The 25,993-nt window shown below is 59.2% G+C and carries 21 protein-coding genes and 1 riboswitch; of the genes, 12 read left to right on the forward strand and 9 right to left on the reverse strand.

The annotated features are described in order from the left end of the window. Positions 1-133 precede the first annotated feature (133 nt). Together BFQ04_RS01510 and BFQ04_RS01515 are read left to right on the forward strand one after the other, a co-directional pair. On the forward strand, positions 134-1,075 hold the full coding sequence (locus tag BFQ04_RS01510) for a CAF17-like 4Fe-4S cluster assembly/insertion protein YgfZ (protein WP_065949261.1): 942 nt from the start codon (positions 134-136) through the stop codon (positions 1,073-1,075). Between the two features lie 37 nt (positions 1,076-1,112). Then, positions 1,113-1,934 (forward strand): HDOD domain-containing protein, encoded by an 822-nt coding sequence (locus tag BFQ04_RS01515; RefSeq protein ID WP_065949262.1) that lies wholly within the window; start codon positions 1,113-1,115, stop codon positions 1,932-1,934. Here the strand turns inward: BFQ04_RS01515 and BFQ04_RS01520 are convergent. Both BFQ04_RS01520 and BFQ04_RS01525 read right to left on the reverse strand, forming a co-directional pair. Then, positions 1,928-3,319, reverse strand: a complete 1,392-nt coding sequence (locus BFQ04_RS01520; protein WP_065949263.1) for a sensor histidine kinase — start codon at positions 3,317-3,319, stop codon at positions 1,928-1,930. The two genes, BFQ04_RS01515 and BFQ04_RS01520, sit on opposite strands and share 7 nt — an antisense overlap. Continuing rightward, positions 3,312-3,983 carry a response regulator gene (locus BFQ04_RS01525; protein ID WP_065949264.1) on the reverse strand — a complete coding sequence of 224 codons (672 nt, stop codon included), beginning with the start codon at positions 3,981-3,983 and terminating at the stop codon, positions 3,312-3,314. The genes BFQ04_RS01520 and BFQ04_RS01525 overlap by 8 nt, the downstream gene beginning before the upstream one ends. A gap of 474 nt (positions 3,984-4,457) precedes the next feature. On the opposite strand from BFQ04_RS01525, the gene BFQ04_RS01530 reads away from it, so the two are divergent. From BFQ04_RS01530 to BFQ04_RS01550, 5 genes are all read left to right on the forward strand, one after another. After that, positions 4,458-5,447, forward strand: coding sequence for a Bug family tripartite tricarboxylate transporter substrate binding protein (locus BFQ04_RS01530; RefSeq protein WP_162515436.1), 990 nt, complete (start codon positions 4,458-4,460; stop codon positions 5,445-5,447). Between the two features lie 147 nt (positions 5,448-5,594). Next, entirely contained in the window at positions 5,595-6,053 is a 459-nt protein-coding gene (locus BFQ04_RS01535; protein ID WP_065949266.1) for a tripartite tricarboxylate transporter TctB family protein, read from the forward strand. Between the two features lies 1 nt (position 6,054). Beyond that, complete coding sequence (locus tag BFQ04_RS01540; RefSeq protein ID WP_065949267.1) at positions 6,055-7,569, forward strand: tripartite tricarboxylate transporter permease; 1,515 nt, start codon at positions 6,055-6,057, stop codon at positions 7,567-7,569. After that, positions 7,562-8,590, forward strand: coding sequence for an AbrB family transcriptional regulator (locus BFQ04_RS01545; protein WP_065949268.1), 1,029 nt, complete (start codon positions 7,562-7,564; stop codon positions 8,588-8,590). The genes BFQ04_RS01540 and BFQ04_RS01545 overlap by 8 nt, the downstream gene beginning before the upstream one ends. 167 nt (positions 8,591-8,757) lie before the next feature. Then, entirely contained in the window at positions 8,758-11,913 is a 3,156-nt protein-coding gene (locus BFQ04_RS01550; RefSeq protein ID WP_065949269.1) for a hypothetical protein, read from the forward strand. 149 nt (positions 11,914-12,062) lie between these two features. Here BFQ04_RS01550 and BFQ04_RS29115 read toward each other — a convergent pair whose 3' ends face one another. From BFQ04_RS29115 to ung, 5 genes are all read right to left on the reverse strand, one after another. Further along, complete coding sequence (locus BFQ04_RS29115) at positions 12,063-12,350, reverse strand: chitin-binding domain-containing protein (protein ID WP_139111886.1); 288 nt, start codon at positions 12,348-12,350, stop codon at positions 12,063-12,065. Positions 12,351-12,501: 151 nt separating this feature from the next. Then, the gene (locus BFQ04_RS01555) at positions 12,502-14,691 is read right to left on the reverse strand and encodes an autotransporter outer membrane beta-barrel domain-containing protein (RefSeq protein WP_371914474.1); all 2,190 of its coding nucleotides are present in this window, start codon (positions 14,689-14,691) and stop codon (positions 12,502-12,504) included. Positions 14,692-14,992: 301 nt separating this feature from the next. After that, a complete protein-coding gene (locus tag BFQ04_RS01560) occupies positions 14,993-17,170 on the reverse strand; it encodes a hypothetical protein (protein WP_065949271.1) in 2,178 nt (725 codons plus the stop codon). A gap of 103 nt (positions 17,171-17,273) precedes the next feature. After that, positions 17,274-19,217, reverse strand: coding sequence for a hypothetical protein (locus tag BFQ04_RS01565; RefSeq protein WP_065949272.1), 1,944 nt, complete (start codon positions 19,215-19,217; stop codon positions 17,274-17,276). A 191-nt stretch (positions 19,218-19,408) separates the two neighbouring features. Next, positions 19,409-20,101 carry a uracil-DNA glycosylase gene (gene ung, locus BFQ04_RS01570; protein WP_065949273.1) on the reverse strand — a complete coding sequence of 231 codons (693 nt, stop codon included), beginning with the start codon at positions 20,099-20,101 and terminating at the stop codon, positions 19,409-19,411. Positions 20,102-20,236: 135 nt separating this feature from the next. Between ung and BFQ04_RS01575 the strand changes: the two genes are divergently transcribed. After that, a complete protein-coding gene (locus BFQ04_RS01575; RefSeq protein WP_065949274.1) occupies positions 20,237-21,349 on the forward strand; it encodes an enoyl-CoA hydratase/isomerase family protein in 1,113 nt (370 codons plus the stop codon). 4 nt (positions 21,350-21,353) lie between these two features. On the opposite strand, the gene BFQ04_RS01580 is transcribed toward BFQ04_RS01575, so the two are convergent. Then, positions 21,354-21,788 (reverse strand): DUF3757 domain-containing protein, encoded by a 435-nt coding sequence (locus BFQ04_RS01580; RefSeq protein WP_065949275.1) that lies wholly within the window; start codon positions 21,786-21,788, stop codon positions 21,354-21,356. A gap of 146 nt (positions 21,789-21,934) precedes the next feature. Then, positions 21,935-22,288 carry a hypothetical protein gene (locus tag BFQ04_RS28185; protein WP_083217900.1) on the reverse strand — a complete coding sequence of 118 codons (354 nt, stop codon included), beginning with the start codon at positions 22,286-22,288 and terminating at the stop codon, positions 21,935-21,937. A gap of 163 nt (positions 22,289-22,451) precedes the next feature. Then, positions 22,452-22,553: riboswitch (guanidine-I (ykkC/yxkD leader) on the forward strand. Positions 22,554-22,612: 59 nt separating this feature from the next. On the opposite strand from BFQ04_RS28185, the gene BFQ04_RS01585 reads away from it, so the two are divergent. The 4 genes from BFQ04_RS01585 to BFQ04_RS01600 are packed head-to-tail and all read left to right on the forward strand — an operon-like array spanning position 22,613 to position 25,990. Continuing rightward, positions 22,613-23,680, forward strand: coding sequence for a putative urea ABC transporter substrate-binding protein (locus tag BFQ04_RS01585; RefSeq protein ID WP_065949276.1), 1,068 nt, complete (start codon positions 22,613-22,615; stop codon positions 23,678-23,680). Positions 23,681-23,691: 11 nt separating this feature from the next. Continuing rightward, on the forward strand, positions 23,692-24,507 hold the full coding sequence (locus BFQ04_RS01590; RefSeq protein ID WP_065949277.1) for an ABC transporter permease: 816 nt from the start codon (positions 23,692-23,694) through the stop codon (positions 24,505-24,507). Then, positions 24,504-25,268, forward strand: coding sequence for an ABC transporter ATP-binding protein (locus BFQ04_RS01595; RefSeq protein ID WP_065949278.1), 765 nt, complete (start codon positions 24,504-24,506; stop codon positions 25,266-25,268). The genes BFQ04_RS01590 and BFQ04_RS01595 overlap by 4 nt, the downstream gene beginning before the upstream one ends. Next, a complete protein-coding gene (locus tag BFQ04_RS01600; protein ID WP_065949279.1) occupies positions 25,265-25,990 on the forward strand; it encodes an urea amidolyase associated protein UAAP1 in 726 nt (241 codons plus the stop codon). The genes BFQ04_RS01595 and BFQ04_RS01600 overlap by 4 nt, the downstream gene beginning before the upstream one ends. Positions 25,991-25,993 lie beyond the last annotated feature (3 nt).

Consider the following 25,993-nt stretch of genomic DNA (forward strand, 5'->3'; position numbering starts at 1 on the left):
TCCTCAAATAGAGCGCAAGTATACAGGCCCGACGGCAGCGGAACAGTCGGCTTTGGTCGCGCCCCATGGAAACTATGCATTTGCCGGGCGCCCCTCTATGATGCACCTATGACTTTTTAACCTGCGATGACCCATGGCCGACTCTGCTTTCTTCTGCCCCCTGACCCACGAAGGCGTTCTTGCCGTCCGCGGTGCTGACGCTGCCAAGTTCCTGCAGGGCCAATTGACCTGCAACCTCAATTACCTGAGTGACACCCAGGCCAGCCTGGGCGCGCGCTGCACGCAAAAAGGCCGGATGCAGTCGAGTTTTCGCATCCTGTTACAAGGTGACGGCGTGCTCCTGGCCATGGCCAGCGAACTGCTCGAGCCGCAACTGGCGGACCTGAAGAAATACGCGGTGTTCTCCAAATCCAAACTCACCGATGAAAGCGCCGCCTGGGTGCGTTTCGGTCTGGCGAATGCCGATCAGACCTTGTCCGCCCTTGGCCTGGCCTTACCGCTCGAAACCGACAGCGTAGTGCGCACCGAGACACTGATCGCCCTGCGTGTATCGCCGGGCCGCGCGGAACTCTGGACACCCGCCGAGCACACCGAGAGCCTGCGCAGCCAACTGGCCGCAACCCTGCCGCAAGCCGAACTGAATGAATGGCTGCTGGGCCAGATTCGCGCCGGCATCGGCCAAGTGATGCCGCAGACCCGCGAACTGTTCATCCCGCAGATGCTCAATCTGCAAGCCGTGGGCGGGGTCAGCTTCAAGAAAGGCTGCTACACCGGCCAGGAAATCGTCGCGCGCATGCAGTACCTGGGCAAACTCAAACGCCGCCTGTACCGCCTGAGCCTGATAGCGGCCCAATTGCCGGAGCCAGGCACCGCACTGTTTGCCCCCAGCCATAATAGTTCGATCGGCGAAGTGGTTCTCGCGGCAAAAGCTGACCAGTCAATTGAACTTCTCGCCGTGCTGCAAGCCGAAGCTGCCGACAATGGCGACGTACGCTTAGGCAGCCTGGAAGGCCCGGGCCTGCAGTTGCTTGACCTGCCCTACGCGCTGGATCGCGATCGCGAAATCCAGCGTTGATCGCCGCACCTTTTTTGCAACACCCTAGAGAGCATGAATGAACGAGCTGGCGGAAAAAGTCCAACAGGCTTTGGTGAAGGCCATCGACAACGATGACCTGGTTCTGCCGACGTTACCGGAGGTGGCCCTGAAGATTCGTCAGGCCGCCGAAGACCCGGAGATCAGCATCAGCCATTTGAGCAAGGTGATCAGTCGCGATACGGCCCTGTCGGCGCGCCTGATCAAAGTGGTCAACAGCCCGTTGCTGAGGGCGACTCAGGAAGTCACCGACCTGCACACCGCCATCACACGGCTCGGCACCAATTACAGCAGCAACCTGGCCATCGGCCTGGTCATGGAGCAGATCTTTCACGCCCGCTCCGAGGTGGTGGAGCAGAAAATGCGCGATGTGTGGCGCCGCAGCCTGGAGGTAGCGGGCGTCAGCTATGCCTTGTGTCGCCGGCACAGCCACCTCAAGCCGGACCAGGCAGCCCTGGGTGGCCTGGTGCACCAGATTGGCGTGCTGCCGATCCTCACCTACGCCGAAGACCATTACGAGTTGCTGTCCGATCCGGTCAGCCTCAACCACGTGATCGACAGCATCCACCCGATACTCGGCGACAAGTTGCTCAGTGGCTGGGACTTTCCGGAAATGCTGGCAAAACTGCCGGGCCAGTACCTGAACCTGGAACGCGACTGCGGCCCGCTCGATTACATCGATCTGGTGCAGATCGCCGTGCTGTTCTGTCACCGCAACACTGAACATCCACTGGCGAAAGTCGACATGACGGACGTGCCGGCGATGAAAAAACTGCGGGTCGACCCCGACAGCGAGAAATTGCACCTCGAGCTGGATGAAGCACGTTCAATGTTCTATTGATCGCCGGCGATAAAGCTCACTCGCACTTTCAACCCCGCCGACGCGCCATCATGCAGGCTGATCTGCGCCAGATGCGCACGGCAGATCTCCCCGACAATCGCCAGCCCCAAGCCAGATCCCATACCCTGCTGACTGCGCCGATAAAATCGCTCGAACACCCGGTCCCGCTCCTCCAGCGGGATACCTGGGCCATCGTCTTCGACCTCCAGCACCGCCGGCGCCGTCACCCGTAAAATCACGTTGCCACCCGGTGGTGTGTGAGCCAATGCGTTGTCCACCAGGTTGCTCAGCAACTCGTTGAGCAGCGTCGGTTCGCCGCGCAGCCACACCGGTTCATCCGCCTCCAGCGCCAAGGCAACGCCGCGCGCATGGGCCAGCGGTGCCATGGCCATGCCCAACTCCCGGGCCAGTTGACTGAGGTCGAGCAGCTGCGCGCCGCCTTCGGCAATCGCCCTGGCACCGTTTTCGATACGGGCCAGGGACAACAACTGATTAGCCAGGTGGGTGAGACGGTCGGTGCCCTGGGCCGCGGTTTCCAGGGTGCTGCGCCACGTGGCCGGCTCTTCGGCGCGCAAGCCGAGTTCCAGGCGGGCCTTTAGCGCGGCCAGCGGCGTGCGCAACTCGTGGGCGGCGTCGGCAATAAACTGCGCCTGGCGTTCGAACTGGCCGCGCAGGCGTTCGGTGAAATGATTGAGGGACCGCACCAGCGGGCCGAACTCATCCTGCACCTCCACCAGCGGCAAGGGTCGCAGGTCGTCGGGCTGGCGTTCCTCCACCGCCGTGCGCAGGCGCTCCAGCGGGCGCAACGCCGCGCTGACGGCAAACCACACCAGTAACAACGCGCCAATGCCAAGCATGCCCAGGCGCAACAAGGTGTCGGCCATCAGGCTGCGCGCCATGGCGACACGGGCTTCGTCGGTTTCCGCCACACGCACCTCCGCCATGCCGTTCATGTTCGGCTCGGAAACAGCCTTGAGCAGGCTTACCACGCGCACCGGCTGCCCCTGATACACAGCGTCGTAGAACCGCGCCAAGGCCGGGTAATCGTCAGTGCGCGGGGTTCCGGGTGGCGGGCCGGGCAGGTTTTCATAACCGGAAATCAGCTTCTGATGGATATCGTTGACCTGGTAATAAATACGCCCGGCACTGTCGTAGGCAAACGTATCCAGGGCCACATAGGGCACGTTGGCGCTGAGCGTGCCGTCGACCTGGGTCAAGCCAGCGGCAATGGTGCGCGCCGAGGCCAGCAGCGTGCGGTCGTAGGCGGTGTCGGCGGCTTCGCGACCGTTCCAGTAGGCGCTCATGCCGCTGGCAAGCATCAGCAGCACCAGCAGCAGCGCCAGGTTCCACAGCAGGCGCCAGCGCAGACTGCTGGGCTTATGCATCGCGGGCTTCCAGCAGGTAGCCGAGGCCACGGAAGGTGACAATGGCGATGGGCTGGCCGTCGAGCTTCTTGCGCAGGCGGTGCACGTAGATTTCGATGGCGTCCGGGCTGGCTTCTTCGTCGAGACCGAACACCTGGGAGGCCAGTTGCTCCTTGCTCATCACCCGACCAGGCCGGGCAATGAGCGCCTCAAGCACGGCTTGCTCACGCGAGGTCAGGGTCATCAATTCGCCACCGACCGTAAAACGCCGCGTATCGAGGTCGTAAACCAGCACGCCGCACGCCTGCTGGCGTTCGCCGCCCAACACGCTGCGCCTTAGCAGCGCCTTGACCCGCGCTTCGAGTTCCGTCAGTTCAAACGGTTTGGCGAGGTAATCGTCAGCGCCCAGGTTCAAGCCATGTACGCGGTCTTTTACATCGCTGCGGGCCGTCAGCATCAACACCGGCACGTTTTTTCCACGGGCGCGCAAGCGTGCCAGCACTTCGAACCCCTCCATGCGCGGCAGCCCCACATCGAGGATCACCGCCGCGTATTCCTCGCTGCTCAAGGCCAGGTCCGCGGCCACACCATCGTGCAGTACGTCGACGGTCAACCCCGTGCTCTTGAGCGCTTGGGCGACACTTTCGGCGAGTTGCAAATGGTCTTCAACCAGGAGGACGCGCATGGATTTCTACCTCGTTCAGGAGTGGTCGACGCCACGCTTTGGCGGGCAGTTTACAGGCGCAACCTGCCCTGTGAAGCCCGAAAACATTGAAAGGCAACTGAAAGGTTAGTGAAAGCTTCGCCCTTTAGCATCCAGTCACGGTGGTTTATGCCCGCCGAGCTACTTCACCCGTAGCGCCCGAAAAACGCCTCGACGCGTTTTCGCCAAAATAAGAACAATAACGGAGTGCACCACGATGCTGTCGACACAGCCCCAGGCTTGCCCGCCTGTTCATAATTCCCGCCTCAGTCACACCGCTCCCGCCAGTGCCGCCGCGCTTGCCGGCCTTTCGCCGCCTGGCCAGGCCTACACCTGTCCGGCGACAGCACCGTGCCCTATGACGATCCGTACTGGCTCATCGCGCCGCGGGTCAACTACGGCATCGCACGCTGATTAAGTAGCGCTTGGTAAGCCACTCATAACAACAAGACGGAGATCACCATGACCCTTTCACTGCGTAAACTGGCCCTGACTGCCGGCTGCATGCTGTTCGCCGGCCACCTGTTGGCCGCCGACGAGCCCAAGCGACCTGAATGCATCGCCCCGGCCTCCCCGGGCGGTGGGTTTGACCTGACCTGCAAACTGGCGCAAAGCGCGCTGGTCAACCAGAAGCTCTTGAGCAAGCCAATGCGCGTGACCTACATGCCAGGCGGCGTGGGCGCCGTGGCCTATAACGCGGTGGTCGCTCAGCGCCCTGCGGATGCCGGCACGCTGGTGGCCTGGTCCAGCGGTTCGTTGCTGAACCTGGCCCAGGGCAAGTTCGGTCGTTTCGATGAAAGCGCTGTGCGCTGGCTCGCCGCGGTGGGCACCAGCTACGGCGCCATCGCAGTGAAAAGTGATTCGCCCTACAAGAGCCTCGACGATCTCGTAAAAGCCTTGAAGAAAGATCCGGGCAGCGTGGTGATCGGTTCCGGCGGCACAGTCGGCAGCCAGGACTGGATGCAAACCGCGCTGATCGCCAAGGCGGCCGGGATCAACCCGCGCGAGCTGCGTTACGTCGCGCTCGAAGGCGGCGGCGAAATCGCTACCGCGTTGCTCGGCGGCCACATCCAGGTGGGCAGTACCGACATCTCCGACTCCATGCCACATATCCTCAGCGGTGACATGCGCCTGTTGGCGGTGTTCTCCGAGCAGCGCCTGGACGAGCCGGAAATGAAAGACATTCCGACCGCCAAGGAGCAAGGCTACGACATCGTTTGGCCCGTGGTGCGCGGTTTCTACCTCGGGCCAAAAGTCAGCGATGCCGACTACGCCTGGTGGAAAGACGCGTTCGACAAACTGCTGGCCTCCGACGAGTTCGCCAAGCTGCGTGACCAGCGCGAGCTGTTCCCCTTCGCCATGACCGGCCCGGAGCTGGACACCTATGTGAAGAAACAGGTGGCTGACTACAAAGTGCTGGCCAAAGAGTTCGGCCTGATCCAGTAAACGCCCCTCTTTTGTGTAATGCCCCTGTAGGAGCGAGCTTGCTCGCGAAGAACCCAAGGACATCCACGTGCGTCCAGACAGCACGCGTTATCGTTGAAGTTTTTCGCGAGCAAGCTCGCTCCTACAAGAGGGGCCTTGGAGTTTTCTATGCTCTTACAACGCATTTTCGCCGCCGTGCTGTTGCTGGCCTGCGCCGGCCTCGCCCTGATGGCCTGGCCATATCAGGCGGCGTTTTCCTACGAGCCGGTCGGGCCCCGCGCCTACCCGCTGCTGATGCTTGGGCTGATGAGCCTGGCGCTGATCTACATGCTGTTTCGTCCGCAACCCACCCGGTACACCGAAGAAGAACCGGCGCTGGATCGCGAAACCCTGGTCAAGATCGGCATTTGCGTGGCGCTGTTGCTCGTGTTCGCCGCTACCTTCGAATCCTTGGGTTTCATCCTCAGCAGCATGTTGATCGGCATCCCGATGGCGCGCCTGTATGGCGGCCGCTGGATGCCCAGCGTGGTGATCGTCGGCCTCATGGCTATCGGCCTGTACCTGCTGTTCGATAAAGCCATGGATGTGCCGCTGCCCCTCGGCCTGCTCGACGTTCTGGAGAACTGATATGGATACTTTTGGCTATCTGGGCCAGGGCTTCGGCGTCGCGCTGAGCCCGTACAACCTGATCACCGCGCTGTGCGGCACGCTGATCGGCACCGTGGTCGGCCTGTTGCCGGGCCTGGGCCCGATCAACGGCGTGGCGCTGTTGATCCCCATCGCATTCGCCCTGGGCCTGCCACCCGAGTCCGCGTTGATCCTGCTCGCAGCGGTGTATCTGGGCTGCGAATACGGCGGGCGCATCAGTTCGATCCTGCTCAATATTCCGGGTGAAGCCTCCACCGTAATGACCACCCTCGACGGCTACCCGATGGCCCGTAAAGGGCTGGCCGGTGTGGCGCTGTCGTTGTCGGCCTGGAGTTCGTTCATCGGTGCCTTTATCGCCACCTGCGGCATGGTGCTGTTCGCCCCGCTGCTGGCCAAATGGGCGATTGCCTTCGGCCCGGCGGAATATTTCGTGCTGATGGTATTTGCGATTGTGTGCCTGGGCGGCATGGCCGGTGACAAGCCGCTGAAGACCTTTGTGGCGGCGCTGATCGGCCTGTTCCTCTCGGCGGTGGGCATCGATGCCAACAGCGGCGTGTACCGCTTTACCGGCGACAACATCCACCTCACCGATGGCATCCAGTTTGTGGTGCTGGTGCTGGGCCTGTTCTCCATCAGCGAGATCCTGTTGCTGCTGGAAAAAACCCACCGCGGCCAGGAAGCGGTCAAAGCCACCGGGCGCATGATGTTCAACCTCAAGGAAGCCGGTGCGGTGTTCGTGGTTAACATCCGCTGTGGCTTGCTCGGTTTCATCATGGGTGTGTTGCCGGGTGCCGGTGCAACCCTGGCGTCCGCCGTGGCCTACATGACCGAAAAACGCCTGGCCGGTGCCAGCGGCAAATTCGGCCAGGGCGACATGCGTGGCCTGGCCGCCCCGGAAACCGCGATCGGCGCCTCCGCCTGCGGCGCCCTGGTGCCGATGCTGACCCTGGGCGTGCCCGGCTCGGGCACCACAGCCGTGATGATCGGCGCCCTCTCGCTGTACAACATCACGCCCGGCCCGCTGCTGTTCCAACAGCAACCGGACATTGTCTGGGGCCTGATCGCGTCGTTGTTTATCGCCAACATCATGCTGGTGATCCTCAATATCCCGATGATCCGCATCTTCACCCGTATCCTCGCCGTGCCGAACTGGGCGCTGGTGCCGGTGATCGCCATCATCACCGCAATCGGTGTGTACGCGGTTCACGCCACCACGTTCGACCTGTTCCTGATGGTCGGGATCGGCATCTTCGGCTACATCCTGCGCAAGCTCGATTTCCCGCTGTCGCCGGTGTTGCTGGGCTTTATCCTCGGCGGCCTGATGGAACAGAACCTGCGCCGGGCGCTGTCGATCTCCAACGGTGCACTGGACATCCTCTGGTCGAGCCCGATCACCTTTGGCGTATGGGTACTGACCGCGCTGATGCTGATGTTCCCGCTGGTGCGCATCTACCGCAAACGCGCCCTGCAGCGTCGTGCCGTGGCCGATGTCTGACGTCACCTTTAAACAGTGGTGGGGAACACCGCTGGTCGGCCTGGCCGGCGGTTACCTGGCCAGCCTCGTCGGCTGGCCTTTGCCCTACATGGTCGGCTCGTTGCTGGCGATCATCCTGGTGCGTTGCCTGACGCCGTGGCAGTTGGCGGAAATTCCCGGCGGGCGCAAATGCGGCCAATGGGTGGTGGGCATCGGCATTGGCTTGCACTTCACGCCGGTGGTGATCGAGCAGGTGATGAGCCACTTCGGGCTGATCTTTTTCGGCGCGCTGGTCACCAGCCTGTCGAGTGTGGTCGGCGTGTGGTTGATGCGCCGCAGTGGTGAAGATCGCGCTACCGCGTTTTTTTCCAGCATGCCGGGCGGGTCCGGCGAGATGGTCAACCTCGGCGCGCGCAACGGTGCGGTGCTTAGCCGTGTTGCCGCCGGCCAGAGTTTGCGCGTGCTGCTGGTGGTGCTGTGTGTACCGGCGATCTTCAAGTATGTGCTGGGCGGCGGCGCGCCGCAGTTTCATCCCGCGCCGGTGAACGGGCTGTGGCTAGCGTTGCTGTTTCCACTCGGCGCAATGGTGGCCTGGGGCTGGCAGCGTTTGCGTCAGCCGAACCCCTGGTTGTTCGGGCCATTGCTGGTGAGTGCGACGGCCAGTGTGGTGTTCGACCTGCATATCGGGCTGCCCGATGGCGGTAGCCAGGTCGGCCAATGGCTGATCGGCAGCGGCCTGGGTTGTCACTTCAACCGCCAGTTCTTTCGCCGGGCTCCGTCGTTCATGGCCCGCACCTTGATCGGCACGGTCTTGACCATGGCGCTGGCGACACTGGCGGCCGTGGGCCTGAGTGCACTGACGCACCTGGATCTGCGCTCGCTGACCCTGGGCATGATGCCCGGCGGCATTGCCGAGATGAGTCTTACCGCCGAAACACTGCAACTGTCCGTCCCCCTGGTAACGGCCATGCAGGTGATGCGCTTGCTGTTCGTGCTATTCCTGGCCGAGCCGCTATTCCGACACTGGAACCGCCAGCCCTGACAATCCGCTGCGAGAATGCCCCTCATTCGGGCCATGACCGTTGGTCGGCACTGTCAACTCTCACAGCTGGTTGCGCCTCCCATCGCGCGTTACACCTCTTCGCAGCTACGGCCATTGCGTAATGGCCGTAGACATCGTGTGTCTCACTGATTGCAGAGGGTTTCACCATGGACAGCAATGAAGAATCTTCACCATCCGGCCAACACCTGACCGACAACTCAGAGCAGCAATCACTGCCTGCCCCGATCCCTCGCGCGCAGGAGAAAAGAAAAAAGGCACCGTCTGCACGGCGATCCCACATCGACACGAGTTACCTGGTCCCCCCTCCCTCCGATGCCACCTTGAACTTGATAAAGGCCGGCGAAAGAGTGCCGCTCTCAGACCTGACCCTGTACATACCGGCACGCACGCTGGGCGTACAGGGTGTTGATGCAGGTATCAACCGCATCGCGGTAATGTCGCAGGAGGAAGGGGTGCTGTTCGCCTTATTGCCCTTTCTGGAGGCGGCTGAGCTGGACGATGTGGAATGTTTTTGGGGAACGCTTAAGAACCCCGTGGCGCATACGACCATCCAGAAGCAACACCTTGACGGCCACCAATTGATAGTCATGTTCGTACCGCGGCCGGTGATCTCCGATGGGTTGGTCTACGCATACATCAGAGTGACGCGCCTCGGCCAAGCCGTCGGAGAAACAAAAAGAACCCTCCTTAAGGTCGATACACGCCAGCCCGGCGGAGAGAACCCGGCCAGCCCGCACCCTGTAAACCCGAACCTGCGCAAGCCGGTCATTGATCCGAAGTATCTGCGAGATGGCATCACCGAGACGGACTTCAGCAATGGCAAGTGCATAGCCGTTGGAATTCCCTCCTATCCCGCCGACACGTCATTGCCCCCGCCCGATCATCGGGCAGTACGCGATGTCATTCACCTGAAAATCGGTGACCACACCATCAAGCGCACTGTGTTGCCGGAAGAGGCTGGAACCTACCAGGACATTGTCATTGAAGTATGTCAGAGCGATTGGCTAAAAATCGGCAATGGTTCTCACCCTTGCCTGTTCAGCGTGGAAGATGAAGTCGGCAACCCTTCCGACGGCTGGTCGGAAGCCGAATACCTCCAAGTCTATCTGGACGATGGGTCAAGAGACTTGTTGCCAGCTTGCCACTTCCTGGAGGCTGACGACGACGGCACACTGGACCTGAGCAAGGTGACTGGCGCGCAGGTGACAATCCTTGTCTTGATCGAACCTCGCAACTATGCCATCAACGATGTGATCAGGGTACGCCTCAGCGGCACGGCGGCTGGACTGCCGGTGAGTAAAATCTACAATTCAGCCCCCCTGCAATCGACCGCCTCGCGACTACTTAGAATTCCGTGCCCGGTGATCGACCTGGAGCCTCTCGTTGGCGGCCGCAGTTTCCTTCAATATGAACGAATCCGTTATAACGAGAAGAATCTAGGCTCCTTTATCACGGAAGTCTATGTAACCGGCTCTGCCTCCGGGGGCCTGCGCGCGCCTGAAGTGCGCGAGGCCGTCAATGGACGAATTCCTGCTGATCTAACCCAAGCGCACGTCGACATCGAAGTTCACGGGTTCGGTTACTACGACCAGGTCGAACTCCATGTGCTGGGCAAGTCCCCTGGTCATAGTTACTACGACAATACGGTAGACAAAATCGGCTCCGGCAAGGTGTCCTTTGAGCTTATCCGAGGGCTGGGCGTGCCGATTGCCCTGCTCATGGGCGGCTCCCTGGAAATCTGGTACTTCACGATAACCGCCGACGGCAGGCATCGCTCTCCGATAACAACGGTTTATATTGATGCGCGATATGCCGCACTGCCCGCACCGGACGTTGACGAGGCTCCGCCGCCCGCCTACGAGTTTGACCTAGGGACGTCCGAAAGAGCCAACATTTGGGTGCCCGCCAACCCCGATATCAAAGACGGGGATACCGTCATCCTGCATGCCAGGGGTGATGCACCTGGAGGAACCGCACCCTCACAGCCCCTCCCAATCGACATCTTCTGGGAAGGTCGGGACCTGCCCTTCAAGGTGGAACTTGACTTCATCAGACCCAATAAACAGATGGATATTTCCTACGAGCGTGTACGGCCAAACGCTGCAACGCGGGCTTCGGAAATCGTCCCCATGAAAATCATTATCGAGCATGATCTCCCCGCGCCGTTGGTTTATAACAGCACGCCCTTGGACGACGAAAACGCTACCATTGATCCAAAGATGGCCGACAGCACGCCGAATGTGACCATTCGAGTGCAGTTTGCAATGTCTGAGAAGGATCTTATCAAACCCGAGTTGACAGGCAGGCCCGGTATCGCACTGCCGACCATTGAGCCTCAATACGGCAACCCACGTGTGGGCTATGTGCTATTTGTGTTTCCCAACTGGGTACTGGCCTACCACCTCGAAAGCGTTCTACGCATTCAGTACCACGTAACAAACAACGGCTCCACCCGTGACTCAAGGGTATTGAACCTGCGAGTCCTGGGCTTCGATGAGATACCGGGCGGCAACCCGCTGCCGCAGCCCACACTCAACAGTCTGAAACCCGGCTCGCTCTTGGACCTCAATACAGTCAGCACCAACTACTGCTGGGTGGACCTGGCAAGGTGGCTGCTCAGCAGGAAGGACCAACCGATCTGGCTCAAATGCCACAGCACTGATGCATCAAGACCGTTGACACTGCTGAACGGCGATCTCATCAGTCAAGAGCAGGCCGAACACGGGATTATTCGCGAGCCGGCGGACCTCGGTTGGTTCACCGCACTCCCCGATGGCAGCACGGTTAAAGTGACGGCCGCAGTGGGGTATACCGGCAGCAAAACAGAAGCGGACGCGACGCTCTTTCCATCGAGTACTTACCTCATCAAAGCGCTGCGCCTCTCTGACTTCACGGATTTTGAAGTGTTCTTCTGGAATGGCTGGGCCAATCTGGTCAATGGGCTTGGCGAGATCAGGAACTTCAATAATAACAATTACTGGCATGCAAAGCTGAATGGCGCTAGCGCTATCACGCCGGGCGTGATTAAAACCTTTTTCATCAAAAGCGGTAGAACCTACCGTATCAGCTTCAAAATGAAAGTCGATTTGTCCCCTTACCAACCCCTGACATACGTTGAGTTTGGTAGTCAGTCAGAAAACTTCGTCTATATTCACGAGGGTAAGTGGCACACCTACGACCTGTCCTTCTCGCTGCCTGCCGGGGCGCCTTCTCAGTACTTGCCGATACGTATCTACTTCAAAAGCACGTACTCACCGGCAGAGTTTTCGCTGGATGATATTTTGGTGGCAGAACTTCCATAGCTGCAGAAACGGTGCCGAGTGGCGATGTTGCGCGGAACGTCCCCGGACGTTATTCAATACGCACTTCAACGCCACCCGGCATCCTTGTTGAGCACACAAAAAAGCCTCTCGACCGTACGGAAGAGAGGCTTATTGATGCAGCATTTACGTTATTCGCACTTCCGTGTGGCGGGATTGAATTCCGTGCCAGCCGGGCATTGTTGCGGATACTTTATCCAACGGTTGCTCTGCACGTCGTAGCGGCACCTGTAAAACCAGCCAGGCGATACGCTTTTGAAATAGCCTGCACTTGTGCAGGGCGGATCCAGGTTCGGATAACCATCCACGCCTATATTTTCAGGACTGCTGGAACACGCAGCAAGCAGCACGGCCATCCCCGCTGCCACTAACACCCCAGGTACAGCCCGCATCATTGTGTTCTTGAACGAATAACGCATGGGAATCTCCTTATAAAAGAATGCCCATCCAGTTAGCGTCAAAAACAAATAACCGCCTACTGTCAAATCTGACAGGTTTGCAACTTGACCGACGAACGGAACGCACCTCCTTCAACACAAAGGAGGCGCCCGCCCAAGTTACCCGCGCTACTTAGAATGCGTAGCGCAACCCGACGTTGATACCCAACGGCTGCTTGATATTCTTGCCCACGCTGCGTTCCAGGTCCGCATGCACGCTCAATTCCTGGGAGACCGACATCGCCACACCCGCCCCAAGCTTCAACCGCGAGCCGGACAGGTCGTTGTTGAACGAGTTGTCGTTGACGAACACTTTGTTGCTCTGGTCGAATTCATGGCTGACGGCAGCCTTCAAGTAGGGCTGCAGAATGCTGCCACTGTCGAGTTGGATGTTGTTGCCGGCAGTAACGCCCACTTCACCGATGACCGAACTGGAGCGGTCTCCCTTGGCTTTCAGACCGTTGTCCAGCGTGTAGCTCTGGGCCTGGGTGATCACCGCCGACAGCTGGCCATAGGGTTCCACGAAGTAACCATCATCCAGCGTGATATGCCGGCCAAACTCCGCCGAAGCGCCGGTGGCATTCTGGGTGTAGTTGCCTTTGCTCTTCTTGCCGTCGCTCATGGCGACGTTGGATTCATTGTGCAAGCGGTTGAACTTGAGCACGCCGTCGAAGTAAAAGCCGCTCTCGCTGTCCAGCCAGGTGGCATAGCCACCCATGTAGTAACTGTTGATGGTCGCTTTGCTGCCCCGGTTCAGGTCCAGGTCCGATTGGCTGTGCCCGGCCATGACACCGACCAACCACTGCCCGTCGCCGGCCTCCAGCGGCGCATCCGCACCCAGGGTGAACCCGCGCTGGCTCTGGTTATAACCCAGGCCTGTCTTGTCGTTGGACACTTCATATTTGTTGCCATAGGCGCGGGTCCACAAGCCGGCGCTCTGACCGCCGTTGAAACGCAGTTCCCCCATGCGCGTGCGCAAGGTGGTCATTTCACCCAACAGCACACTCGGCGCCGCGTTGAACAGCGCCAGCACAGAGTTGGTGCTCGGGCTGATGATTTTGTTATCGGGGTCAAGGTACCAGTCATGGTTTTGATTGTCGGCCACCAGGTCATACGAATAGGTGCCGAGGTCGACTCGCCCGCCCGCGAGGCTGAAGTTCGCGACACCGTCGGCGGTGTGCACCATCTGCAGGCGCTGGGACAGCGGGTCAGCCCCCGTGCTGGCGATCAGCAGTTGATGATCACCGGAAGAGGTGCCCGTCACATTCAGGAAGTCCCCGGCCATCTGACCAAAATCCGCCTTCATGATGAACGTACCGCCCGTGCCGGACAGGTTGGCCACGTCCAACTTATAGAAGGCTCCCGAATCGCCGAACTTGACGTTACCGCCATTCATCGACAGCGCGTTGAGCGCCTGCTGCCCATCGACCATCACCCAGGTGGCGTCACTGTTGACCGACAGCTTGTCGACATTGTCCAGACGTCCGGTCAGCACCGAGCCGTTGTTCAAGCCGACGTTAGCGGTGCCGCCGCTGTTGACGATATCGCCATTCATGAAGGCGGCATCCATCTTCAAGTCCAGGGCACCGTCTTTGCCGACCTGAACGTTGCCGCTCAGGGCACTGTTGAACACATTCACATCGGCTGCACCGCCATGGTCGATTTCGAGCATGTTGCCATTGCCGCCGAGCAGGGTAGTGCCATCGTTGATATTGATCTGGGTACCGCCGGGATAGTCCACCAGGATGGCGGCGCCTGTGCCGCCCTCCACCTCGGTCTGGTTGAGGTTCAACACCGAAGGGTCGTCCATCGTGGGCAAGCGATACGCCACTATCCCGTTGGTGCCGCCGTATATCCGGCCGCCCTGGGTGGTGAGTTGTCCGTCGTACGCTCTCAAGCCGGCGTTTGCACCACTGACCTGGGTGTTGCTCAAGAACAGCGTGCTGGAGCCGCCGAGCCCGATGCCAAATGTGCCGCCGGTTATGGTGCTGTCGAACACCTCCACCGTCGAGCCACGATTCGATTGGGTGCCGACAACCAGGCCTTGGGCCCCACCACTGAATATGGAGACATCGCGCAGCGTGCCCTTGCTGCCGTAAAGCGCCACGCCAACTTCCTGGCCTGCGGTATTTTTGACCTTGCCGCCATTCATGGTAAACGTGGAGTCATGCGCCTTGACGCCTAACATCGTCGCGCCATTGGAGGTCAGGGTCGCCTCTTTGACGACGTAGCGATCGACCTGCGAGGTGCCGTCTATAACCAGGTTCTGGCCTGGGTAGATGTTCAGTGCGTTGGCTTGCGTGGCCACGAACGTCATGGGCATCACAGCCATTACTTTGATAGCCAGCGATAAGCGGGAAAGACAAAATGTTGTTTCAGTAGCCATGGTAAGTACCTCTAGTCGGTGACTGAACAAGCCAAGCGATTTAAGGACCATCGACTCTGGCTTTCAGAAGCGGCAAGGGTACGTATCAGGCGGATAGGTTCATGTAGTCAAAGTCCCTGTAACCGTAGGACTAATCCTAAATGTGCGTAGGTAGCGAGTTTAGAGCGGATAGGTATTTACAACGAGCGAATGATACGAACCGTCAGTACTGCCAAAGACGGTTCGTACATTGATGCGCTTAAGGAGTAGCGGGCGGGACGCCGCAAATGCTTTCATCGGCATTCTTACGGCTCACATAAAGCAGGGTTGTCGGTGACTTACCCTGTGTCACTCCATCGGCCTTGAGCACTGTGTAATAGAATTCAACACGGCCCAAAATCGCCGGCTGCACATAGGCAGCGAAGTCCACGAGGAAAAACTCCCCACCGCCGGGCAGGCTATGATCATTTGCGACGACAATCGGGGGCAGTATTTCCGCTTCGACAAGCTTGTTGGTGGACGTCAACCCTTCTCCGTAAAGGGTCCAGAAGCGCCTGATCGTGTCACCCTTTTTCAAGTTGTCCGGGTCCACGATGCTCGCATCGATACCAAGCTCGACAAACTGCTTGCAAGTGATCGAGCGAATCCCGCCGCCTGCATTGATAGACTTGGGGAAACCCGGTGCCTTCAAATCCTGCAGCTCACTGGCGAGCACATCAACCAACGTAGACAGGGAGGTGTCCATGTTGTTGTTCACCCCATTCGTCAGGCTGTACCACACCTCCTTGTCCAGTTCGTTTCCGCCTGCCGCGATGACGGCGGCAGTAATAATGACGGTGAATGTTCCTGAGTCTATGTCCGCCTGAGTCACAGCACGAGGGGTGGAGTAAATCGGTACCCCGCCCCAGTAGAACTGCAGCAGGTGTCCCGGGACCGCGCTCGTATACACTGCAAATTCAGCCGTCGCATCGCCGGTATCTCCTGGGCCGATTTCATTGACAAGCCCCTCGCTGGACCTCACGGTGACCAACGGCAGGTAATCCCTGATCGGGCCCGGACCGTCAGTGTCCCCGGCAGCGGAGCTGAAGTCCGCATCCACCGAGATCGTGTTGGACCAGGCTGAAGCGGTCCCCTCCGCTACCACGCGGTAACGAAGGCTGGCAGTGCCCGGCCCGGTGATTCCATAGATCGCGACGAGAGTGAGCCAGGGAATTTCGATTTTTGCGGGGTCAGTGGGGGTAGGCTCGATGAGCAATGTATGCGGGAATACCTGAGTACCAAGCGCACTATCGAGCTCGATTTGCACGATCTGGCCGGGTCTGAAATTGTCATAGCCGAAAAGATGCACTTCTGCCAATTTCAACTGCGCGTCCCGAAGATCCAACGGCGCCGCCGGTACCGCCGGATCGCTCAAATTCTCCGGTTGCGGTGTCAATATATACTCAATCTCTCTCAGCTTTGGCGGATAAATGGTTGAGTTTTTGGAGTAGTCAAAATAACGGTACGCCATACGGTCCACCCGTGTACCTTCATCGACAACTTCATCTTTGGTCAGCGAGAACTCGATGGGCGATGAGTCCAACGGCAAGTCTGTTATTACTTTTACCGGTTCCGCATCCGTATAATTCTTATAGATATGAAGTGTATCGAGCGCACGCGCAATCAAACGCCCCGGAACACGGCAGGTCAGCTTATCACCATTGGCTGCCAGAGAGCTCTGCGTGACCTTCCCGTCCACCGCACCCGCCACTAAGGTGATAGCGTCCAATAAAAGACCGCCGGCAGGGCCAACCGTATCGACGTTCACCAGCGTGGTGTCGGAGATTTCATTCCTCTCTGACGCCAATAAAATCTCGTAATGAATGCCATACTCCCCGTGATTGGATATATTGTCGGCCTTGATGTTTGATACATAGGGCCACGTCAAGTCCGCCAATGGTTTTTCAAACCGAATGGGATTTCCGTAGGGCACACCATTAAGATAAATCCGTAATATATCCGGCACACCGCCAGGAATAGGTAATACATCCGTCCACATTGGAATACTAAAATTAACCCCTATCGTTTGCGCGACGACAGTTTCCATCAGATTAGGCGGCATACCCGGTACGGGCGGCAGGGCATTGGTGATTGTAACGCTGGTCACCGCTCGCGGTGCGTGAGGCGCAAGCCCATGAGGTACAGGCTCCGTTAATGGATTGTTGCTTGGGTTCGACTTAGCCATTGCTACATACTCCTTTGAGTAAGAGACGGTGTGCATTGATCGCCAGCCGCACGAGACGATTGACTGTTTGATTAAACCCCCTTCTCCCACACTGCACAGCCTGTCAAACTTGACAGCTGCGTACTCATACAAAATATGCTTCCAATTAAAACGCATTAATTGCGCAGTGTTTAATAGCCAGCTGATGAAGAAAACCAGCACCATTAATGCCATTTAATCTAAACCCTCGGCAACCGGCTCATCCTTCATCCTGTGAAGGCCTCTTTCACCCCGCATAAAAAAGGGGCTTTCGCCCCTGTTAATGAAACTCCATCATTTATACATTGCCGTCATGCGGCCCCAGGCACGTTCCACCGCCAGGTATTTTCAAGTTGATATAGATGAGTTTTCTGGAAGACAGCCCGGTGTCCCCCGTTCTCTTGAACAACCGGTACCGCACCACCGCCGAGCCAAATCCCGGTACCAATCCCGGTGCGGTAATCAAGTCGAAAGGCAGAATGCGGATTGTCGCCTTGCGGTTGTTGTAATCATCCGTGGTCAGTTCATGCTCAAAATATACGTCAGTGCCTCGGAACGGTTCACCACTGCCGTCATTCGTCGGGTAACTTGCCCAGTATAAATGCACGATGTCGCCAGGCTCGAAATGGAACGCATGCCAGGGTATGCCGATCCATACGCCCTCATGAGGTGGCGGGTTGGTCCCACACGCGATAAAATTCTCGGTGCTGTCATTTAATAATAACGGGCTCTGCAAACCGGTCAGCGTATCAAGACGCACCCGCACCGAAGCGGAAGGACTGCGCTGTCGGTTTATGCCATTGTCTGTCCAGTAATAGACCTCGGCCAAGGCAATGGATGATGCCACCGCCCACGAAACCCATAAGGTGATCAAGTCCCCGGCCCTATCGCCCGGCTGTACGGAGTAGGTATCGACGATACGGTCATCGCTGTTCCAGCACAGCTCCAGGTGTTCGCCAACTTCAGGGTCTACAAATAAACGCACCTCCACGGGCACGGGCCCCGGGCTGTCAGCGGAGGTCAGTATATTGTCGCCCGTCACGCCTTTTACAATCGCAAGGGCCAACTTGCGATTGATCGGATCAGGCCCGCTCGGGTCAGGGCCGGCGACCCTTAAATCGATTTCATAGAAGCTGTCCGGCGAATTCCTGGAGGCTGTGCCTCGCTGATAGACGTAGCGCACACGCAATGGGTAGCGCGTCGAGAAGCCGCCTGCCGCAACAATAGACCACGGCACGCTCACGGGAATCGGCCACGTCTGCACTTCTCCAATCGGCTTGATTTCGAGGGCATGCGTATTCCAGAAGGGATGAATTTCGTCCCCCGGCTCTGCCTCGCTTATGCGCGTGATGGCGACCGCCAACCCCTGCCTGACATCGTCCAGAGTGACTAACCCGTCCAGTTCAGCCGACTCGATAAAGGGGCGTGGCAAATCCGGCAAAACAACCGGGGAGGCATTGAGCTTGATCTCGTCGGAAAACTGCCTGACGTTCCCAGCCCGGTCTTCAAGCCGGCAGGAAGCGAACCTTTCACCTCGGCCACTGGCACGCACGTGCGCCTCAGGAATGAGGTAACGGATGGGCGCGCCCTGGTAGTGTTCTCTGGTAATCAAAAGCGTGCCTGCCAAGCCCTGATTCGGCAGAGCTGCGTAGAAGAAGTGGCATATATCCCCAATGCGCATATCGAACCAACGCACCAGCTCGACAGGCAAACCACCGTGCCTGACCAGATAGTCATCGGTAAGCTCATCGCGAGCCTCGTCATCAATCTGCAACTGCGGGCCAGGGTTGCCACCATTGGGCGGCGTTTTATCGACATTGACCAAGGTCGGAAACGAGTCGGTCGTGCCGATCAAAGACGCGCTGACCCTGTATGTCAGGCGACTGATACCGCCGCTGGACAGAATCGACATGGGTAGACGCTGCACCAACGGAAATACCGTGTCAGGGTCGTATGGGCCGTGAATATAAAAGGTGTGCACCGTATCATCGTCCCAACGATATTCCACCGTTGTCACCATCTCCCGCTCATGGAGATTGAATGGCCAGACCTTTGCGATCGTGACCTCCAGGTCCTGATCATGGAGCTGGACCGGTAACGTCCTGGCCGCTTCGTCCCATTCCAAAGGCAATGTCTGGGAAGGGTTCGGAGCGTCCAGTTCCAGTATCGTCGGGTCATCTACCCCTGGAGATCGCGGCCGCAGAGCGCGCTGGTGTCGTGCGGGTGAGTTCGAATCAGACATATCCACTCCTCCTTGAACAATCAATCGGTAATCGACCGAGACGGTCGGCACGCTCAGGTCTGGCTACTTATTGAATGCGCAAAAAAGTGCGGCGGATACTGTCAGATATAACAGGTGCCCGGCGTGACCGATGCACGGACACACCAGGGAGAAGGTCAAGCAAAGGGCGATGTGCCACCGCCCGATCATCTTCAGATGGGCGGCAACATCCAGTTGATCGGCGTCTCGCCATTCTGCTCAAGGAATTTGTTGGTGCGACTGAAATGCCCGCACCCGAGGAACCCGCGATACGCCGACAACGGCGACGGGTGCACCGAGGTCAGCACCAGGTGCTTGGTGGCATCGATCAGCTTCTGCTTGCTCTGGGCATGGGCGCCCCACAACAGAAACACCAAATGCGGCTGCTGCTCGCTGACCACCTCGATAACCCGATCGGTAAAAAACTGCCAGCCCTTGCCGGCATGGGCGTTGGCATTGGCGCGCTCCACGGTCAGGGTGGTGTTGAGCATCAGCACGCCCTGGTCGGCCCAGCTTTGCAGGTAGCCGTGGTTGGGGATATCGATATTCAGGTCACGCTTGAGTTCTTTATAGATATTGACCAGCGAGGGCGGCGCCGGCACGCCCGGTTGTACCGAAAAACACAGGCCGTGAGCCTGGCCGGGGCCGTGGTAGGGGTCCTGGCCGAGGATCACCACCTTGACCTTGTCCAGCGGCGTGGAATTGAGTGCATTGAAGATCAGTGGGCCCGGCGGATAAATCTCTTTGCCTGCGGCGTGTTCCTGGCGCAGAAACTCGCGCAGGTCGCCCATGTAGGGCTTGTCGAACTCCTCGCGCAGCGCGTGTTTCCAGCTGGGTTCGAGTTTGATGCGGTCGCCGTCGGTCATGATGAGGTCATCGAGTGAAAAACAATGGGCGAACCCTAGGAAAGCCGACCCCGCTTGTCAATTGATCTGATACACCACCGCCAGTTTGCCACGGAGCGATCATACTGATCCTTCACCTTCTGGATTGAGGTCACGATGAACCTGCACTTCGAAGAACTCACCGGCAACCACGGTGCCCGCATCGGCATCGCCAGCCTGGATGCGCAACAATCGCTCAACGCCCTCTCCCTGCCGATGATCCTGGCCCTGGGCGAACGCCTGGATGCCTGGGCCAAGGACCCGAATATCGTCTGCGTATTGCTGCGCGGCAACGGCCCCAAGGCCTTTTGCGCAGGTGGCGAAGTGCGCAGCCTGGCGATGGCCTGCCGTGAACAACCTGGCGTTGTGCCCACCTTGGCCGCGCAATTTTTTGCCGCCGAGTACCGCCTCGACTATCGCCTGCATACCTACCCGAAACCGCTGATCTGCTGGGGTCACGGTTATGTGCTGGGCGGCGGGATGGGCCTGTTGCAGAGTGCGTCCGTGCGTATCGTGACGCCCAGCAGCCGTTTGGCCATGCCGGAAATCAGCATCGGCTTGTACCCGGACGTGGGCGCCAGCTGGTTTCTGTCGCGCCTGCCCGGAACGCTCGGCGTGTTCCTGGGCCTTACCGGTGCCCATATCAATGGCCGGGATGCCCTGGACCTGGGCCTGGCCGACCGTTTTCTGCGCGATGACCAGCAAGACGAATTGCTTGACGGCCTGCTCCAATTGAACTGGCAAGAACAGACCGCGATGCAGCTCAACAGCTTGCTCAAGGCCTTGGCCCAGGACGCCGTCCACCAACTACCCGAGGCACAATGGATGCCGCGCCGGGGGCAGATCGACGAATGGCTGGATGTGGGTGACGTGGCCAGTGCGTGGCGTGCGCTGAGCCTGCTCAAGGATCACGCCGACCCACTCCTGGCCCGCGCCGGCAAGACCCTCAGTGAGGGCTGCCCGCTGACTGCGCACCTGGTGTGGGAGCAGATCCGACGCGCCCGTCATTTGTCGTTGGCCCAAGTGTTCCAGATGGAATACACGCTGAGCCTCAATTGTTGCCGCCACCCGGAATTTGCCGAAGGTGTACGCGCAAGGCTGATCGATAAGGATCAGGCGCCCCGCTGGCATTGGCCGGATATCAATACCATTCCCGAGGCGGTGGTGCAGGCGCACTTCAACAAGGCATGGGAAGGTAGGAATCCTCTGGCAGACCTGTCTGATTATTGACAGCTTATCGCCGATTCTCCTTAACGTTAAAAGCACAGTTACCCGGTTGATTTTCCTTGCACAGATAAACCAGTTGGTCGAACGAGGCGTTATCGCGCTCCCAATGCAAGCTGTCCACCAACGACATGCCGCTGACCACGCCTGACAGGCACGGGCGCAATACGACAAGCTCGTCGCGCTGATTGGTGTACACACACTTTTCCACCAGCCCGTTCCTTCGATCATCACCCTTTTCCGGCGCAAACACCGCGCCTGAAAAGGCGTGTATGAACTCGCCGGGTTCAACCTTCGGACCTTGCCACAGCATGCCGCCGGCCTGGTACAGGAAATAACCTGTGCCCGTCTGGATCTCCGACTTGTCTGGACAGAACTGGCTGCCTTGCACCTGGCCAGCCATACAGACAACCAGTAAAAGCATGTACATCAAGTGTTTGAGCATGGATGCCCCCTTCGATAACCACACTGCTTCTCCCGCAGTGAAATATATCTCCGGCCTCAAAGCTAGCTGTTAATTCTGACAGTACCGACAAACGGCGGGCAAAAAAAAACGGCGCATCATGCGCCGCTTTTTTCAAAACCTTTTTGTCAGCGGTGACCTCCGCGTCCACCGCCATGATCGCCACCCCGCCCGTGCCCGCCGTTGCCCCACCGATTGTCTCCCCATCCCTGGTTTGGATACGGCCGATAGGCAGACCTTGGATAGTAACGTGGCGCGGGTTGGTAATAACGCGGCGCCGAGTAATAGCGGGGAGCCGAATAGTAGCGTGGCGCGGGTGTGTAATAGCTGGGCCCGTAGTAACGAGGACCGCCGTAATAGTAGGCGGGTGCCGGTGCGGTGTAGACCTCGGAGCGATAGTAAGTGGTACCTCCATCGTAATAGGGCACGCACGCTGACAGGGTCAGGCCGAGTAATGCAGTGAGCAGCAGTCGTCGATACATGGCGGCCTCCTGGACCGCGGAAGAGCACCTCCAGCGACGCTGGGGGGCGTGATCCGATTTATCATCGAATAACGAAATATCTGACAGTTAAATACGATTTTAGTGCGGTTCGTTCCCGCCTGTTTCCTGAAGGATGAGGCACAGATTCGCGGCACCACAACCAGCAATGGCCGACTAGGGTTCCGGCTCGTCAACAGCGAGTGACTGGTCCGAGAGTGGGCGACCTCCAGTCGAGGTTACACGGCGGGATAAAAGCCCGGGAGATCAGCCACCGTTCGCGGTGCCGCGTTGCGCCTGCTCGCCCTTGACTCAGCGGAACCGCCCATGAACTCGACCTGTTTGAACGCTCTGCTCGCCGCGCTATTGACTGCCATGATGAGCATCCAAGCCCATGCCGCCGCAAAAAACCACTTCAGCGTCTGCTGGACCATCTACGCCGGTTGGATCCCCTGGGAGTACGCCGGCAGCCAGGGCATTCTCGACAAATGGGCAAGGAAGTACGGCATCACCATCGACATGGTGCAGCTCAACGACTATGTGGAATCCATCAATCAGTACACCGCAGGTCAGTTTGACGGCTGCACCATGACTAACATGGACGCGCTGACCATCCCCGCTGCCGGCGGCGTAGACAGCACAGCGTTGGTGGTCAGCGACTTTTCAAACGGCAACGATGGCGTGGTGATCAAGGGCGCCGGCAAGACCCTGGCCGACCTCAAGGGCATGAAAGTCAACCTGGTGGAACTCTCGGCGTCCCACTATCTGCTGGCTCGCGCCTTGCAAGCGGCCGGTCTGACAGAGAAAGACCTGAGCGTCGTCAACACCTCTGACGCCGACATTGCCGCAGCCTTCGACACCGATCAGGTGCAGGCCGTCGTCACCTGGAATCCGATGCTGTCGCAAATCAAGGCCAGGCCCGGAGTAACCGAAGTGTTCGACACAAGCAAGGTGCCCGGTGAGTTCATGGACATGATGGTGGTCAACACTCAGGTCCTGCAGGACAACCCTGGCTTGGGCAAAGCCCTCACCGGCGCCTGGTTCGAGGTGGTCGCGCTGATGAACGCCAAAAGCGCCGCCAGTGCTCAAGCGCTTGAACATATGGCCAAGACGTCCGGCACCGATCTCACAGGCTATCAAGCGCAATTGGACACCACCAAGCTGTTCGCCACGCCACAGGACGCCCTGGCCTTCGTCACCAGCGCGCAATTGCCGGCAACCATGCACAAGGTCGCTGAATTCTCCTTTACACACGGTCTGCTGGGCGAGGGCGCCCGGGACAGCGGCGCCGTAGGCATGAGCTTCGCCAATGGAACGACCAGCGGCAACACTGCCAACCTCAAGCTGCGTTTCGATCCCACTTACGTACAAATGGCTGCTGACGGCACGCTGTAGGAGAACTGGCCATGCGTTTGATAAACCGTCGCCCGAATCGCTCCAGCCGTGTGCTGTTGATGCTGCTGCCGTTCGCTCTGTTGCTGTTCGCCTACTTCGCAGGCTCGGCGGAGCGCCTCGCGGACAATCCCAACGACAAACTGCTGCCCAGCGCCGGGCAAATGGCTGAGGCCGTCGCACGCTTGGCGTTCAGCGAGGATAGTCGCACCGGTAAATACATATTGTGGCAAGACAGCGCATCGAGCCTGCGCCGCTTGGGTATTGCCTTGGGTATCAGCGCGTTGGTAAGTCTTTGCCTGGGGATGTTTTGCGGCACATTGCCGCTGGTCAGTGCCTCGTTGTCGCCGCTGCTGACCGTGCTGTCGATGGTGCCGCCCCTGGCGATCCTGCCGATCCTGTTTATCGTATTCGGCCTGGGGGAACTGTCGAAGGTCGTGCTGATCATTATCGGCATTACGCCAGCCCTGGCCCGCGACCTGGAGCAGCGTGCGCGCGAGATCCCGGTCGAGCTTCTGGTCAAGGCGCAAGCCCTGGGCGCGTCCACATGGACACTGATGTTACGCGTGGTGTTGCCGCAGTTGCTGCCTCGCCTGCTGATTTCACTGCGCTTGATATTGGGCTCGGCCTGGTTGTTCCTGATTGCCGCCGAAGCCATAGCCTCCACCGACGGCCTGGGGTACCGAATCTTCCTGGTACGTCGCTACCTGGCGATGGACGTGATTGTGCCCTACGTCGCATGGGTCACCTTGTTGGCCTGGTTGATGGACTGGTGCTTGCTGGCCCTGGCCCGACGCGCTTTTCCCTGGTACGAAGGAGCGCGGGCATGAGTTTTATCAGCGTCAACAATGTATGGCAGCGCTACGGCACCCAAGTCGTACTTGAAAACTTCAACCTGCACGTGGCCGAAGGCGAATTCTGCGCACTGGTCGGTCCGTCCGGATGCGGTAAATCCACATTCCTGCGCCTTTTGTTGGGACAGGAAACCGCCTGCAAGGGCCAGATCCTGTTGGCAGGCCAGCCCCTGGCCGCCGAGCCGGATGCCAGTCGCGGCGTGGTCTTCCAGCGCTACTCAGTGTTCCCGCACTTGACCGTGCTGGATAACGTCGCCCTGGGCCTTGAGCTGCCGCGCTCGCGCGTGCTCGGGAGGTTGTTTGGCAAAGCCCGGCAGAAGGCGCGCGAACAGGCCGCCGAACTGCTGCACAAAGTCGGCCTCCACCACGCCCTGCGCAAATATCCGGCGCAGCTCTCCGGCGGCATGCAACAACGCCTGGCCATCGCCCAGGCGCTGATCATGAAGCCGCGTGTGTTGCTGTTGGACGAACCCTTCGGCGCCCTCGACCCCGGCATTCGCAAAGACATGCACTCGCTGCTGCTGGAGCTGTGGTACGAGACCCGACTGACCGTATTCATGGTCACCCACGATTTGAACGAAGGCTTCAGCCTTGGTACGCGCTTACTGGTATTCGACAAGGTGCACGTCGATCCACTGCGTCCTGGCGCCCATGGTGCCCGTATTACCTTCGATATCCCTTTGAACAGCGAGCGCCGCAAGGCATTCATCGCGCAACCAGGAGTGATGTGCACATGAACGATTCCATCCAACCGTTGCGGCCATTTGCCGAAGAACTGCTGCCCGGCGGCGGCCACCGCTCCTTTGTGCTCAAGCGCGGCCAATTGCTGCGCCTCACTGACCTGCACGGCAGTGCCAACGTCAGCCTGACGTTGCTCAACGCCAATGAAAAAACCGAACGCCTGAACCTGCCTGACAGCCTCAAATGCCAGCACACTGCCAAGCTCACCGCAGGCCATTGTCTGTACTCGGACATGGGCCGTGTGCTTGCCGCGATCACCGCAGACACCTGCGGCTGGAGCGACAGCATCGGCGGTGTGCTGTGCGCATCGGAGGTCGCCGAGAAATACGGACAGGGCCGTTATCAGGAACTGCGTAATGGCTTCTACCGCAACGGCACCGACAACCTGCTGGTCGAGCTGGGCAAGTGGGGACTGGGGCTGTCCGATCTGTTGATGACCCTCAACCTCTTCAGCAGAGTCAACGTGGACGAAGACGGCGGTTTGCACTTTGTGCCGGACAATTCAAAAGCTGGCGACTACATCGAACTCTACGCACCGATGGATACGCTGGTGGTGCTGACCGCGCTGCAACATCCGATGGATCCCAACCCCGCCTACGCCCCGCGACCGCTGAAGCTGAGCTGGATGAACGCCGCCCCCAGCGTCGCCGAGCACTGCCGCACTTCGCGCCCGGAAAACGAGCGCGGTTTCATCAACACCGAGCGCCTGTTCGCTTGAGGA

This window comes from Pseudomonas sp. 37 R 15, assembly GCF_900004865.1.
Classification (GTDB): Bacteria; Pseudomonadota; Gammaproteobacteria; order Pseudomonadales; family Pseudomonadaceae; genus Aquipseudomonas; species Aquipseudomonas fluorescens_AM.